The following is a 12,942-nucleotide window of genomic DNA, read 5'->3' on the forward strand; positions in this document are numbered from 1 at the left end:
ACTATATTCAAAATAGTTTAATAATTATTACTTAATTGGAGGGGAAAGTATGAAAATTGATCACTTAATAGCACCCAAAGAATATAACATCATGATGGAAGTAGAAGAACATGCACAAAAACACCCTGAAAGAACTGCTTTAATCTACCGTGATGAAAACGGTAATCATGAAGAATTGACCTACGGAGAATTGGTCAGAAACGTCAACAAGATTGGAAACGCTTTCTTAGACAAAGGGTTAAAGAAAGGCGATAAAGTGTTAGTCATGATTCCTCGATCAACCGTCGTCTATGAAGTCTATCTAGCTGCTCTTAAAACGGGGATCATCATCATCCCAAGCTCCGAAATGCTTCGTACTAAAGATCTCCAATATCGCGTCAGCCACTCAGGTGCCGATGGGGTCGTTTGTTACTATCCATTCACTGACCAATATAAGGACATTCAACAATATGCTGATTTAAAGAAATTCGTCATCGGCGACGATCAAGAAGATTGGATTAACCTAGACAAGCTAAAAGCAGAATCTTCCGATGAACTCAAGATGGCTGAAACAACAAAAGATGATATCGCCTTCCTACCTTACACATCAGGTACAACTAGTAATCCAAAAGGTGTCGTTCACTCCCACTCTTGGGGATATGCACATATAAGAACCGTAGCCGATAACTGGTTAGATATTGAAGAAGGAGATAAGGTTTGGGCAACTGCTGGGCCAGGTTGGCAGAAATGGATCTGGAGTCCTTTCCTATCTGTACTTGGTTCTGGAGCAACCGGATTCGTTTATAATGGTAAATTTGATCCGGAAACCTATTTAAACTTATTACAAGAAGAAGATATTAACGTCCTCTGCTGCACTCCAACTGAATACCGTTTAATGGTAAAAGTCGATAACCTATCTAGTTACCAATTCCCTAACCTAAAGAGTGCTGTTTCAGCTGGAGAGCCTCTTAACCGTGAAGTAATTGATACCTTTGATCGTACGTTCGGTATCACCGTTCGTGACGGTTATGGACAGACTGAGAACACACTTTTATTAGGTATTATGAAAGATATGGAAGTCAAACCTGGGTCAATGGGTAAACCTACACCTGGAAACGATGTTCAAGTCGTTGATGAAGAAGGAAACCCAGCCGATGTCGATCAAGTCGGAGATATCGCCCTTCACCTCGATAGTCCAGCGCTTTTTAAAGAGTATTATAAAGATGATGAAAAAACCAAAGCATCCAGACGTGGTGAATACTATATTACTGGGGATCGTGCTAGAAGAGATGAAGATGGATACTTCTGGTTTGAAGGTCGAAGTGACGACATCATCATTAGTTCCGGATACACAATCGGACCCTTCGAAGTTGAAGACGCCCTTGTCAGACATTCAGCTGTCAAAGAATGTGCCGTTGTTGCTAGCCCTGACGAAGTTCGAGGTAATATTGTCAAAGCCTTTATTGTCTTAAAAGATGATATAGACATCAATACACCAGGCCTTGTGCAAGATTTACAAGACCATACAAAAGAACTTACCGCACCATATAAATACCCACGTGAAATCGAATTCATCGATGAACTCCCGAAAACAACCTCTGGTAAAATTCGCCGGGTTGAATTAAGACAAAGTGAGATGAAGAAAAGAGTTTAAAATACTAACACGGAAAAGCTGATAGAGCCCATTAGTTCTATCAGCTTTTTATATGAATAAATGCTAGATTATTTTTATACTACTTATTCACTCCTGGATGACCCACTACCCTTCAATTGCTGAAGTTATTAGAAATCTTTGCTACCATTTAAATATCCCAATAGAAAAAGGAGCATCGCAAATGACAAACCAATTAAAGCTTCGCCCACTTGAAAAAGCTGACCTAGAATTCGTTTACCAACTACGAACAAACCCAGATGTGATGGATTATTGGTGTGAAGAACCTTATACAACTATGGAGAAAATAAACAAATTCTATGAATCCGCACAAGATAGTCAATCACACCGACAGTTCATTCTTCACCATCCGAAATCAAATGAAAAGATCGGCTACCTTGGCCTATTTGATATCGATCAGCGACATCGACACGCTGAATTCGGAATTATGATCGACCCATCACACCAAGGAAAAGGCTATGCCACCAACGCAACACGTTTGACCGTCGAGTATGGCTTCAACCAATTGAACCTACATAAAATATTCTTATACGTAGACAAAAACAACGAAAAAGCCACCCACATTTACCAAAAAGTCGGCTTCCAAATCGAAGGAGAGATGAGACAGCATTACTTTGTCGATGGAAGCTATCATGATGCATTGTTTATGGGGTTATTGCTTGAGGAGTATGTGGGGTAAGCATATGGAAAAGATTTGAACAAATCTCATTGACGATATAGGTATCAGAAATAAGAACATGTAAGGGAAAGGTATGATCAGTGACTAATCGACCTGTCGTGTGAAACGAGAATAGAAAAACCGTCTTATGGACTATATCCAAAAAGGCCTCTATAAAGGGGGGTGACCCCCCAAAAGAGACCTCTTTTCATTATATACCCAGAAATAGGGAATGGTTACTTTAAAGACTTCTCACACAGAGTAAAAGTAAGTACAATTCCGATCCATTAATCCCCTTATGTTTAATAATTAGAATATTAGTGTCTGTATTTAAATTCTAATTATCATCATCAAAATGCAAATCGTTTTCAAATTGATCCTCCATAAAGTTGGTTAGGTTATCTGATTCCTCATAAAGCTGCTCTTGTAGCATTTGTTCATTTCGATCTCGTTCATGATTCATCATGGCTTCTTCTACTTGATCGATCATATCATATCGATCATTACTTTTATATTCGTAGGAATCACGAAATATATCGTTTGAGTCATCAGTTAACAAATGATCATCATCCTGCGAAAAATAGTTAACTCCAACCCCAGTATTGGTTGAACGATTCATGTTAGCTAGATAAGTAGAACGATTTGCAAATCGTTTCTCGTATTCTTTTTCTTCCTCCACTTCTGCTTCCACAATGTGAGTCCACTCTATGATAATTTTATTTATGGCATAAAAACCTATAAATGTAATTATGATTTCTATCCACATTAAAGAAGAACTATAATTGGGACCTTCTATTATATTATTGACTAATGCTTTAATGAAGGCCATCCCAAAATATCCTATTAGAATGTTTATAACGGTTGCAGCATACCTTCTTTGCAGAATCGTTCCAAGCCCTAAGAAGATAGTATCAAAAAAGGCACCTTGTCCATAAGTGGGTTTTCTATTCGATTTAGGAATTATAAAAGGAAGAATAACTAGGGCGAGTGCCAAGGGCCACGCATAATAAAATATCATGAACGATCATCTCCATTTCTTATAGCTTAGGTAGAATAACAAATTTATTGCTTTTAGAATCATAGGAAATTTCATTTACTATTAAATCTTGGTACCCGTGTTTTTGTTCAGGTCCGTAAACACGTGTCATTCCTTGCTTTGTGACAAACCAAGTACCATCGGATTTTTTATGTTCATAGTTATAAAATTTGTGCTTGTAGATAGCATTTCGTAACGTACTAGCCTCTTTGAAACCCCATTTTTCAGCTGCTTCGCTTAATGATAAGACATCATCAATAGTAATCAATGCTGTACTTTTTGGATGGATAGGACCAATAACTGTTAACATTTGTGATTTATACATAATCTTTTTTTCTGAACTGTCTTTTCCAGGAACAACATAATAAATTCGATTATGTTCTCTAAGGTACGATTCAAGATCTTCAATTGTATTTATAGATGAAGATTTATCCTCTGTTCCACTATAAAACACAATCGGCCACTTCGCATGGGTCCTCATTTCAACCTTGAACCATTTTTGCATCTTCTGACCTCCTCTTTTTTAAAAAATAACCGATTCGATATTTTTAATAATATAATGAATGGGATTAAAAGTCAACCCCCATAAAAACGTATTGATACACTTGGGGCTATTATCAAAAAGCCCATCACCAATATGGTAATGGACTCTGTTTAAACTATACACTTGTAGACAAACTTGTTCACACTACTTCTACTCCCCACTCAAAAATCGCTCTAACTCATCACCTGTAGGAGAAGAGCGCGCTCCTTCTTTGGAAACGCTATACGCAGCGACTGCGTTTGCTTGACTTAGGCTATCTTGTATATTTTCCCCTGAAAGTCTAGCTGCGATAAAGCCAGCATTGTAGGTGTCGCCTGCGCCAAGGGTATCTACGACTTGCACCGGGTAGGCGGCTGATTTGATGACGCTTGAACCTTGTATAGCAAATGAGCCTTCATCACCCATTCGCGCGATGATGGTTCGGTCATTCGAAGCAAAAGTTTTCACACTGTCTAGCCAATTTTCTTGGGGGTCAAGATAGTAAAACTCATCTTCCCCTGACCCTAAGACGTAATCGCAATAGTTCATCACTTCTATGATGGCTTGTTTGTAGTCCGGATCTAACTCACCATCCATGACTCTTAAGTTCAAGTCGAGTGATGTTGGAATGCCCTCGTGATGGGCGATTCGGAAAATTTCAATGATCGAATGCCTTGAAGATGTATCATCCATCATCGATATTCCTGATGAGTGGACCCATGACGCATGACGGATGGCTTCAACGTTAACCTGGTCTAAGTCTAATTTTTGAAAACCAAGATCTTTCTTCGGCCAAACATAAGGGTATCGTTCACCAAATTCATCGATAAAGGCAAAAATCGAAAAAGTGTGCACTTGTGGATCAACAATCACTTGATCAATATTAACCCCTTCATTCTGAAATTCATCCATCACATATTTTCCATGGGCATCATCACCGATCGTTCCTAAAAACGATGTGTTAACTCCCAGCCTTTTAAGAGCGACTGCCGTATTTGCTGAGGTCCCTCCCCCAACGATTGTCGGTTCTTTAAAATCTGTTACCTTGCTGCTTTCATATTGAATTTTCGGGAGGTGGACGATGATATCCACACCTGCATCTCCAATGACGAGAACATTTGGCGATTGTGTTGTATTAGGCATTCCGTGCAGCCTCAACAAATGCTTTTACTTTGTCTGGATCTTTAATTCTCTTCTCGTCATGGATTTCATCATAGTTAGTTGATGTAAATGAATCGACCCCGTACGGCTTAGAGATACGGATCGCTTCAGCAACATTTTCACTGGATAAACCACCCGCAATAATACAAGGAACGTCCGTTGAGTCGACAATGGCTCGATCGATATTCCAATCATGGACTTTCCCAGTGGCACCGATGACATTCTCGGAAACTACCTTTGTATCGATTAGAAAATAATCAGAAACACGCTCATATTCTTTAACATAATCCAGTGCCTTTTGATCCTCGAGAGGAACATCCTGATAGACAGGTATCGCCTGCATGATTTTTAACCCAGGCACCTTCTCTTTTAACGTCTTGATCTGATCAGGTGTGATCCCCTCAATATCACCCGACAAATGCAAAACATCAGGAACAACGACACTAAAATTACGTAAAATTTCTTCTAAATCCTCAGAAATCGTTAGGCCAATTTTAAGAACGTCAGAAGGAACGACTTCAAAAATCTCCTTTGCCTCCTCACAAGTGACATGACCAGGATATTTCGGAACCTCTGCATAAGGAACCCCGATGTGATCAGCACCTGCTTCAATCACCTTTTTCGCATCTTCTACTGACCTAATCTCATAAATCTGCACTTTCATTGATAGACCCCCTCGATAAATGTAAACGCTACAAATTTTAATCATATCTCTATAAGGAAAATGGTAACCCTTTCACGACATTAAATCAACAATATTCGCTATTTTCTAACATATTGGAATGGGGTATAGGGGGGCGATGGCAGATGTGAAAAGAGAAAACTGTAAAGGTGAGTTCCGGAAATAGACTATACGGTTCTCGAGTATAAATCCCTCTCCCCTTGCCCATAATAGACTCCTAGACAAGGAGGATGTTATGAGGTACGTGTTTATATCAATAATATGTATGGTTGTGATTTCTTTTTTCATCTTATCTATAAGTACGTCTGTGGAAATCGCCAAGTCAGACGATGAGACTTTTACATCAATCTATCATTGGGAGGACTCTGGTTCACCCACATTTATGTTTGATCAACATAGCTCGTTCTATGAATTCTACACGTTTAAAGATGATCCTGCTTTTGTAATGAGAAAGATCGGGCATTTTGTGGTTTATGGAATGATTGCCTGTACAATTTTTATAGTTCTTCCTTTAGAACAGTTATGGGTTAGGTGTTTATTGGCGTGGATTTCCGCTTCCATCATCGGTTTGGTTGATGAGACGCATCAGCATTTCCTGATTGGTCGTGATGGTCGGGTTTTGGATGTGTTGTTGAATATGAGTGGAGCGTTGTGTTTTGTGATGTTGATGGTTGTGGCGAGTGTGGTGTTAAATGTAGGGAGGGAGCTTCCGGTTAAGAAGGTCGGTGATTAGTCGGGGGTTACTTCATAGAGTGGAGCATCTAATTATGCGTGAGAAGGGCTTGAGATCAGCTCTATCGGACATTTCCCTCACTCAATCACCGCGTAATGGCCTTGAGATCAGTTCTATCGGACATTTCCCTCACTCAATCTCGACAGAATGGCCTTGAGACATGCTCTATCGGACATTTCCCTCACTCAATCTCGACAGAATGGCCTTGAGACATGCTCTATCGGACATTTCCCTCATTCAATCACCGCGTAATGGCCTTGAGATCAGCTCTATCGGACATTTTCTTCACTAAATCACAGCAAAACGGCCTTGAGACCCACTCTATCGGACATTTCCCCCATCCAATCTCGGCGTAATGGCCTTGAGACATGCTCTATCGGACATTTTCCTCACTCAATCACCGCGTAATGGCCTTGAGACACGCTCTATCGGACATTTTCTTCACTAAATCACAGCAAAACGGCCTTGAGACCCACTCTATCGGACATTTCCCTCACTCAATCTCGGCAGAATGGCCTTGAGACATGCTCTATCGGACATTTCCCTCACTCAATCTCGACGGAATGGCCTTGAGACACGCTCTATCGGACATTTCCCTCACTTAACCACCGCGGAATGGCCTTGAGACCCACTCTATCGGACATTTCCCTCACTCAATCACAGCAAAACGGCCTTGAGACCCACTCTATTGGACATTTCCCTCACTCAATCACAGCAAAACGGCCTTGAGACCCACTCTACCAGACATTTCCCCCCCTCAATCACAGCAAAACGGCCTTGAGACCCACTCTCTCAGACATTTCCCCCACTCAATCACAGCAAAATGGTCTTAACAGCCACTCGCGAACCGAGAATTCTGAATCTCATCCGATCTAGACACCCTTAGCAACCAACGTCAAAGAGGTGCAGCACTGTACCACTACACCTCTTAACGAATTTCCCAATCTTCAATCGTCATCAATAATCATTTGAACTTACGCAGCGAGAGGGCTAATCGCTTGCTTATTTTACCACTTCACATGGAAATAGGCTTGGATAGATTCCTATAAAATGAAAGTAAGTATTACTGGCATTCTCCTTGCTTTTCATGTTCAAGTTTAAGAATAGTTCTCTAGCTACTAGTTGATACTGTAGTTGGGTGAATCCCATTTTATAGATGAGTTCACGGCAGATGAGCTCTACTTCAAATGCGCATAGAACCTGACCTTCTTGGATTCGCTCTGCACACTCGAGTGAAAGCCATCGCACGTGTTTGGCTGGAAGTGGTGAATCTAGATAGCTTTTGAGTATGTAGCCTATTGCTTCTTCTTTGTTTAATCGTATTTTCATGTTTTTCCTCCCTTAATGTCTTAGCCCTCTTTAACTGCTTTAAAATAAAAAACCTGAAAAGAGAACGATTAATCCCTTTTCAGGTGTGAAACCTAAAATTGTCCCCTAATTTTGTTTTTCTATATAATAAATCACGCACAACTAACATAAACACCTTTACCTCATTTATCCATTTTTATTATAAGGTTTCCTTGGAAAATATGCAACAAAATCTGATACTTTTTTACTAAATATTCAAATTAGTTTGTCATTCGGTCAAAAAAATTACTTTTCGACAAAAATATATTCAAATAATCACAGTATCAAGCAAGTTTTAAATAAACCTATCACAGTCCAACCATAGTTATAAAGTTACAACAACTTACTAACAAGAAATCGCAATACTAAAACTTTATACTCACAACCCTTCCAATTAAACTTTTTTTCACAGAATGACTCCCAACCTGACAGCTGGCAATTTGAATTTACTCCATTTTCATTTAAAATTAAATTATTAAAATATCAGATGGGAGTTCATGACATGTTACAAATAACGCCTACACCAAATTATTCGGGTTTAGAGATTGCTGGTGACTATTATGATTTGGAGCAATTGTATGAAGCGCTTCACCAAGTCGTTGGTAATGAAGATGAGCATCTTGAATTATATCAAGCACGAATGCGTGTGTTAGGTCTTTGTTATGACATTAGGCATGCGTTTATGGGGAACAGAGAGTATACATTTGTGGACAATGGGCTTAACGAAGATGCGATGGAGTGGCTAGGCCTTGACGATGCGAAGGGAAATCTCTATTTAACTTTTCCAATCTATTACCCTGAGATTCTAATGATCGTGATGGCTCTTAATGACTTTATGGACAGGTATGAGTCTCAGAACGCGGTGCTCAAGCAATGGGATTTAACCGTTCAAACCGTCAGAAAGTTTCAAGCAGCCGTCATCCAATCCCTACAAGAAACACTTAAGCCACAAACATTTAAAATGATGCTTAACCATATGAGCAAACATTCAGTACGCTTCGATCATTATTATACCCAATATATAGATGAACTGAATATCCGTTTTTTAAATTGGGACAAAGATCAGCGCTTGAAAAACATCTCCATCATGGCCAAACGAATCGCCGAGCAAGGGAAGGAATATCAAAAAGCTAAACAGCAAATATTAGAAGCTGCACAAGAAAGTAACTGTCACCCTAGTGAAATTCGCTACAATGAGGAGTATCCAGATTTTGATGAGATTGATTGGTGAGGTTAGTTGATTGGTTAACAACCTAATAGTAAAGTATTGGAAGAGAAATCAAACTTGATAATATACATTGATAGGCTATACCTATTCACTTCTTATCTCAATTCACAAATCGACATACTAGGACAAGCCTCCAAGTTCATAGGTTATTAGTGAAAGGACTGACTACCTATGACGAACAACCATGAATTGATCAGGAATCTAGGTATATTTATTAATGTGGAAATGATGGTACCATTTGTCGAGGACTTATCGATCTCGAAGTCAAAACTAGAAGCTGAAGAATGGAAGGTTGCTCATGAACAATCAGCCTCAATACTACCTGAAGTCGTGTTCAAACCTGAAACCGGACGTTATCAAGTGATTGGTGAGTACACAACCTTCTATGCCTATCAGAAAGTACATAAGCCTAATATTCTTGTGAAATGCAAAGCTTACCGATCTCTTTCCGATGGTCAGAAATATTTACAGACGTTGAAGTGGATGATAAGAGATTCAATTACTGATTGGTATGATCGGAACAAGCTTATCAACACTCTAATATCAGATTATGGGTACACCATTACATACATAGCGAATCAAATCAACAAAACAGCACAGTACATTCAATACTATCTGGATCCACCAGAACATGTAAGAGAAGAAGCAAATCGTCAAAGGAAGGAACCAATCATAAATAGAATAAGAGAAGCACCTTTTAAGCATGAGCATAATAAAGAATACTTATATAAACTGGTCCTGTACTCTAATAAAAATATAAATCAATATCATATAAAATATTACATTGCATGGATCAGAGGAAACGGCATCAAGTTTGAAGAACGCAACCTAACGATCGAACAAGAACACCAGCTAATCGACATGGCGATCAACTTGAAAGAAGATTTTCTCGAACAAGTTCGACGGGAAATTAATAAAATGAGAGTTCGTAACAGAGGTCGTCCCATATTTTAGATCCCTTCACTCGGTAAAAACTTCGCCTTTCCTTCAAATCCCTAGCGTCAAATCATCATTGATAAATCTTTTAACCGGTGCAACAACCGTACAATAATTAACAAAAACAAAAAGCTGATCTAGTAGAGTCTCACTACTCTAATAGATCAGCTTGTCTATTTAAATTAATGTAGAATGGTCATGGATATCTCAATCAAATGGATCAAAATTTCTAAACTAACTTAGAATTCCAATAATCCACAAATGCCCTATACCCCATGTGATCTATAAAAAACGGAACTAGCTGCTCGCCATTCAGCTTGTATGAATCGACAAATTGAACGCCTTCCCGGTAAGCCTTTTCCATTCGGTGGTTGCCATCAATAATTGAATAATGACCAGGTCTAATTTCTACTTGAATAACTGGATTTGTTAAGTCAACGTTTGGAAGGTGCTCTTCATTTATAGAAGGGTGGGGATGAGCGTTGAACCAGTCTTTCACATCAATCCGTTCACTCTTAACAGAAAGCGTACCAGAATGAATCTGCTCTATCATACGCGAGATATTAAAATTAAATATACCATTAGCAAAAACCTCATCGTCCTGATGACATGGGAGAGGTATGTAATTTTCGTTTAAAATTAGCTTTCTATTCATATTCACAGCTACCCCTTTCATTAAAACAGACACGATCTAAGAAAGCGTCATTAATTGGATAAAAATCAATTTCCACTCATAAGATAACAGTACCTAAGTGAAAGTTGGGGTGTAACGATGGTTAATAATAAAAAGAAATATATAGAAAATCGATACCTTAATCAAAAACAATCCGAACACGGTATGAGATTCTTTAACGGATTTCACTTTCAACAAAAAGAAAGGATAGCTTGCCCTTTCTCTTCGTTCTATCCAGACCCACAAGACATCAAAAAAAGCTCCGATGATTAATCAATCAACGGAACTTCTTCTTATATCTAAGATTATATAATTCATTGATGGACCTAGCTCGTCCACTTTGTTGTTCGGACTGTTTGTTTATTCCGTATTTTTGTGATATTCGTTCCTTGGGAGACAATTTCTTCTGTTGATCTACATGGATAGGTTTTTCTTGTTCATCCACTTTCATAGAAACCCCTCCTTCAATTTATATTATACCATAATATTCCTTATGCACAAAGTGCTTAGCCCTCACTACCTGAATCCAGGATGTTGTTATCTTTTAATAATTGTAACATAACGATAGCATCATGTAATATCATTGTATAACCAAGAATGCTCTCAAATGTCTCCTGATCATAGATATCAAATGGATGATTATACTCTCTACGTACGATCATAACAGCTTCATCTGTTGTGCTTGCTGAGACAATTCCTAATAGAACATTCTCGCCCCTTATTAACCTATTGGTATACGCGGTGTTGGACTTTATAACATGTTGTTGCTTAATTGATTTATATATTTTCTTCTCTTCTCTCCCTCTTAGCTCTGAAGCTACAACTACATCAATTGTTAGGGCTAACCCATCACCATATTGTAGAACATAATCTTTATAGCTACTGGTAAGGAACTGCAACACTTCAACTAAATCAGTAAAGTTATTAGCCATTAAATACCTGACATTCTCTACATGATTATGTAGCATTGTCGATGAATAAAGGAATTGGTTAGCTACCTCTTTTCCTTTTGTTGTATATGAATTAAACTCCATTTCCATTTTGAAAAGTTTAATTCGTTTAATAGGAATCATAATGATTAGGTTAGCGAATAAAACCCCAAATCCCAAAACGAGAAGTGTAGTTAGCATACCAATAAAAATTGGCCTTGCGAAATGTTCAGTGATCGTAGAAGGATTTTCGAACATTGGATTATTCTTGTAAACACAATACATATAAAACCCTAATCCAATAGCAATTGGTATAGTTACTATCATTAATATAAAATAAACCTCTTGTCTTATTTCATCCATCCTATCGATTATACGATTTACAAATTGAAAGAATCTACTTTTATTCATTTATACCAAAACTTTCCTACGTATTTTATTATCTTATTCGACACTAAAATACAAAATTCCTCCAACAGTGCTGTAAATTCTTAATATACTTATTATGTTGAGTTTAGATATTACTTAACCAACTAATCAGACCTACCACCCCCCACAAAACCCCGTCCCCCAAAAGAAAACGCTTACTTAAACTTTTTTCAGAAAAAACATTGTATTCAGTTAATCGCTATGCTAAGATAGCCTTTAAATTTAATTTCAAAAGTACCTAAATATTCAGAATTAAAGGTGGTGGTTATAAAAAGACATGGGGTAAAATCTTTTTTTATCTATTTTACCTAACGAATATTAGTTAGGTGTTTGACGGGGAGGGGCTATGTCAACGAAAGAGAAGATTAAGTTAGCTGCTACTAAGTTATTTGCTGAACAAGGCTTTTTAGGGATGACGATGAAGGAAATTGCGAATGAGGTTGGGATTAAACCGCCTTCTGTCTATGCTTTCTTTAAAGGGAAAGAAGATTTGTTTGTCGCGATTTACCATGATTTGTTAGATGGCCATCTATCGGTGGTTGAGTCACAAGTCAATCATGATCTACCAGCTAAAGATCAGTTATACAATATCTTGAAATCTACCATTGAATTTCAATATAAAGAGGATTTGAAGTCTAAGTTTTTAATTCGGCTGATGATTTTCCCACCAGATTTTCTTGAAGAAGATATTCGAGAAAGATTTGCTGAAATGGAACAAGGTGAGTTTAATGTACTCTACCAAATTTTCCACCATGGGATAAATGCCGATGAGATTGTGGATCAGGATCCTAGGCAATTGGCTACGACGTTTCAAGGGTTGATGGATGGGCTGTTTTGGGAGATGCAAAGGTATAGTTTTGATGAGATGAATCAACGAATGGATCTTATGTTTAATTTATTTTGGAATGGTATTAAAAGTTAGCGTGATTTTAGAGAGTTATTGAAAAAAATTAGCG

General features: G+C 38.1%; 15 protein-coding genes. 7 read left to right on the top strand and 8 right to left on the bottom strand.

What is annotated here, in order from left to right; translation table 11 throughout:
* Positions 1-49: 49 nt before the first annotated feature.
* The gene (gene mbcS / locus HWQ49_RS06760) at positions 50-1,633 is read left to right on the top strand and encodes an acyl-CoA synthetase MbcS (protein WP_188206844.1); all 1,584 of its coding nucleotides are present in this window, start codon (positions 50-52) and stop codon (positions 1,631-1,633) included.
* Between the two features lie 181 nt (positions 1,634-1,814).
* Positions 1,815-2,330 carry a GNAT family N-acetyltransferase gene (locus HWQ49_RS06765; protein WP_188206845.1) on the top strand — a complete coding sequence of 172 codons (516 nt, stop codon included), beginning with the start codon at positions 1,815-1,817 and terminating at the stop codon, positions 2,328-2,330.
* Between the two features lie 316 nt (positions 2,331-2,646).
* On the opposite strand, the gene HWQ49_RS06770 is transcribed toward HWQ49_RS06765, so the two are convergent.
* The 4 genes from HWQ49_RS06770 to HWQ49_RS06785 all read right to left on the bottom strand — a co-directional run bounded on the left by HWQ49_RS06770 (position 2,647) and on the right by HWQ49_RS06785 (position 5,693).
* Positions 2,647-3,327 (bottom strand): hypothetical protein, encoded by a 681-nt coding sequence (locus HWQ49_RS06770; protein WP_188206846.1) that lies wholly within the window; start codon positions 3,325-3,327, stop codon positions 2,647-2,649.
* Positions 3,328-3,346: 19 nt separating this feature from the next.
* A complete protein-coding gene (locus tag HWQ49_RS06775; RefSeq protein ID WP_188206847.1) occupies positions 3,347-3,850 on the bottom strand; it encodes a helix-turn-helix domain-containing protein in 504 nt (167 codons plus the stop codon).
* Between the two features lie 189 nt (positions 3,851-4,039).
* Entirely contained in the window at positions 4,040-5,011 is a 972-nt protein-coding gene (locus HWQ49_RS06780; protein ID WP_188206848.1) for a carbohydrate kinase family protein, read from the bottom strand.
* Entirely contained in the window at positions 5,004-5,693 is a 690-nt protein-coding gene (locus HWQ49_RS06785; protein ID WP_188206849.1) for a phosphoribosylanthranilate isomerase, read from the bottom strand. Before HWQ49_RS06785 ends, HWQ49_RS06780 begins: the two co-directional genes overlap by 8 nt.
* 253 nt (positions 5,694-5,946) lie before the next feature.
* On the opposite strand from HWQ49_RS06785, the gene HWQ49_RS06790 reads away from it, so the two are divergent.
* Positions 5,947-6,444, top strand: a complete 498-nt coding sequence (locus HWQ49_RS06790; RefSeq protein ID WP_188206850.1) for a VanZ family protein — start codon at positions 5,947-5,949, stop codon at positions 6,442-6,444.
* 1,002 nt (positions 6,445-7,446) lie between these two features.
* Here the strand turns inward: HWQ49_RS06790 and HWQ49_RS06795 are convergent.
* Positions 7,447-7,773 (bottom strand): hypothetical protein, encoded by a 327-nt coding sequence (locus HWQ49_RS06795; RefSeq protein ID WP_188206851.1) that lies wholly within the window; start codon positions 7,771-7,773, stop codon positions 7,447-7,449.
* Positions 7,774-8,293: 520 nt separating this feature from the next.
* On the opposite strand from HWQ49_RS06795, the gene HWQ49_RS06800 reads away from it, so the two are divergent.
* A complete protein-coding gene (locus HWQ49_RS06800; RefSeq protein ID WP_188206852.1) occupies positions 8,294-9,022 on the top strand; it encodes a DUF6904 family protein in 729 nt (242 codons plus the stop codon).
* A gap of 168 nt (positions 9,023-9,190) precedes the next feature.
* Positions 9,191-9,973 (top strand): hypothetical protein, encoded by a 783-nt coding sequence (locus HWQ49_RS06805; RefSeq protein WP_188206853.1) that lies wholly within the window; start codon positions 9,191-9,193, stop codon positions 9,971-9,973.
* A gap of 211 nt (positions 9,974-10,184) precedes the next feature.
* Here HWQ49_RS06805 and HWQ49_RS06810 read toward each other — a convergent pair whose 3' ends face one another.
* Positions 10,185-10,610, bottom strand: coding sequence for a hypothetical protein (locus HWQ49_RS06810; RefSeq protein WP_188206854.1), 426 nt, complete (start codon positions 10,608-10,610; stop codon positions 10,185-10,187).
* Between the two features lie 117 nt (positions 10,611-10,727).
* Between HWQ49_RS06810 and HWQ49_RS06815 the strand changes: the two genes are divergently transcribed.
* The gene (locus HWQ49_RS06815; protein WP_188206855.1) at positions 10,728-10,901 is read left to right on the top strand and encodes a hypothetical protein; all 174 of its coding nucleotides are present in this window, start codon (positions 10,728-10,730) and stop codon (positions 10,899-10,901) included.
* 4 nt (positions 10,902-10,905) lie between these two features.
* Here HWQ49_RS06815 and HWQ49_RS06820 read toward each other — a convergent pair whose 3' ends face one another.
* Positions 10,906-11,079 (bottom strand): hypothetical protein, encoded by a 174-nt coding sequence (locus HWQ49_RS06820; protein WP_188206856.1) that lies wholly within the window; start codon positions 11,077-11,079, stop codon positions 10,906-10,908.
* A 55-nt stretch (positions 11,080-11,134) separates the two neighbouring features.
* On the bottom strand, positions 11,135-11,884 hold the full coding sequence (locus tag HWQ49_RS06825; RefSeq protein WP_188206857.1) for a hypothetical protein: 750 nt from the start codon (positions 11,882-11,884) through the stop codon (positions 11,135-11,137).
* A 448-nt stretch (positions 11,885-12,332) separates the two neighbouring features.
* Between HWQ49_RS06825 and HWQ49_RS06830 the strand changes: the two genes are divergently transcribed.
* Positions 12,333-12,908: a TetR/AcrR family transcriptional regulator gene (locus HWQ49_RS06830; RefSeq protein WP_188206858.1), complete on the top strand. Its 576-nt coding sequence runs from the start codon at positions 12,333-12,335 to the stop codon at positions 12,906-12,908.
* Positions 12,909-12,942 lie beyond the last annotated feature (34 nt).

The sequence above is a fragment of the Alkalibacillus aidingensis genome (assembly GCF_014595945.1).
GTDB classification, from domain to species: domain Bacteria; phylum Bacillota; class Bacilli; order Bacillales; family Alkalibacillaceae; genus Alkalibacillus; species Alkalibacillus aidingensis.

Coding starts and splice junctions, on each gene's coding strand:
- HWQ49_RS06775 (WP_188206847.1), bottom strand. CDS start 3,850: ATGCAAAAATGGTTCAAGGTTGAAATGAGGACCCATGCGAAGTGGCCG.
- HWQ49_RS06815 (WP_188206855.1), top strand. CDS start 10,728: ATGGTTAATAATAAAAAGAAATATATAGAAAATCGATACCTTAATCAA.
- HWQ49_RS06790 (WP_188206850.1), top strand. CDS start 5,947: ATGAGGTACGTGTTTATATCAATAATATGTATGGTTGTGATTTCTTTT.
- HWQ49_RS06800 (WP_188206852.1), top strand. CDS start 8,294: ATGTTACAAATAACGCCTACACCAAATTATTCGGGTTTAGAGATTGCT.
- HWQ49_RS06780 (WP_188206848.1), bottom strand. CDS start 5,011: ATGCCTAATACAACACAATCGCCAAATGTTCTCGTCATTGGAGATGCA.
- HWQ49_RS06805 (WP_188206853.1), top strand. CDS start 9,191: ATGACGAACAACCATGAATTGATCAGGAATCTAGGTATATTTATTAAT.
- HWQ49_RS06830 (WP_188206858.1), top strand. CDS start 12,333: ATGTCAACGAAAGAGAAGATTAAGTTAGCTGCTACTAAGTTATTTGCT.
- HWQ49_RS06765 (WP_188206845.1), top strand. CDS start 1,815: ATGACAAACCAATTAAAGCTTCGCCCACTTGAAAAAGCTGACCTAGAA.
- HWQ49_RS06795 (WP_188206851.1), bottom strand. CDS start 7,773: ATGAAAATACGATTAAACAAAGAAGAAGCAATAGGCTACATACTCAAA.
- mbcS (WP_188206844.1), top strand. CDS start 50: ATGAAAATTGATCACTTAATAGCACCCAAAGAATATAACATCATGATG.
- HWQ49_RS06770 (WP_188206846.1), bottom strand. CDS start 3,327: ATGATATTTTATTATGCGTGGCCCTTGGCACTCGCCCTAGTTATTCTT.
- HWQ49_RS06810 (WP_188206854.1), bottom strand. CDS start 10,610: ATGAATAGAAAGCTAATTTTAAACGAAAATTACATACCTCTCCCATGT.
- HWQ49_RS06820 (WP_188206856.1), bottom strand. CDS start 11,079: ATGAAAGTGGATGAACAAGAAAAACCTATCCATGTAGATCAACAGAAG.
- HWQ49_RS06825 (WP_188206857.1), bottom strand. CDS start 11,884: ATGATAGTAACTATACCAATTGCTATTGGATTAGGGTTTTATATGTAT.
- HWQ49_RS06785 (WP_188206849.1), bottom strand. CDS start 5,693: ATGAAAGTGCAGATTTATGAGATTAGGTCAGTAGAAGATGCGAAAAAG.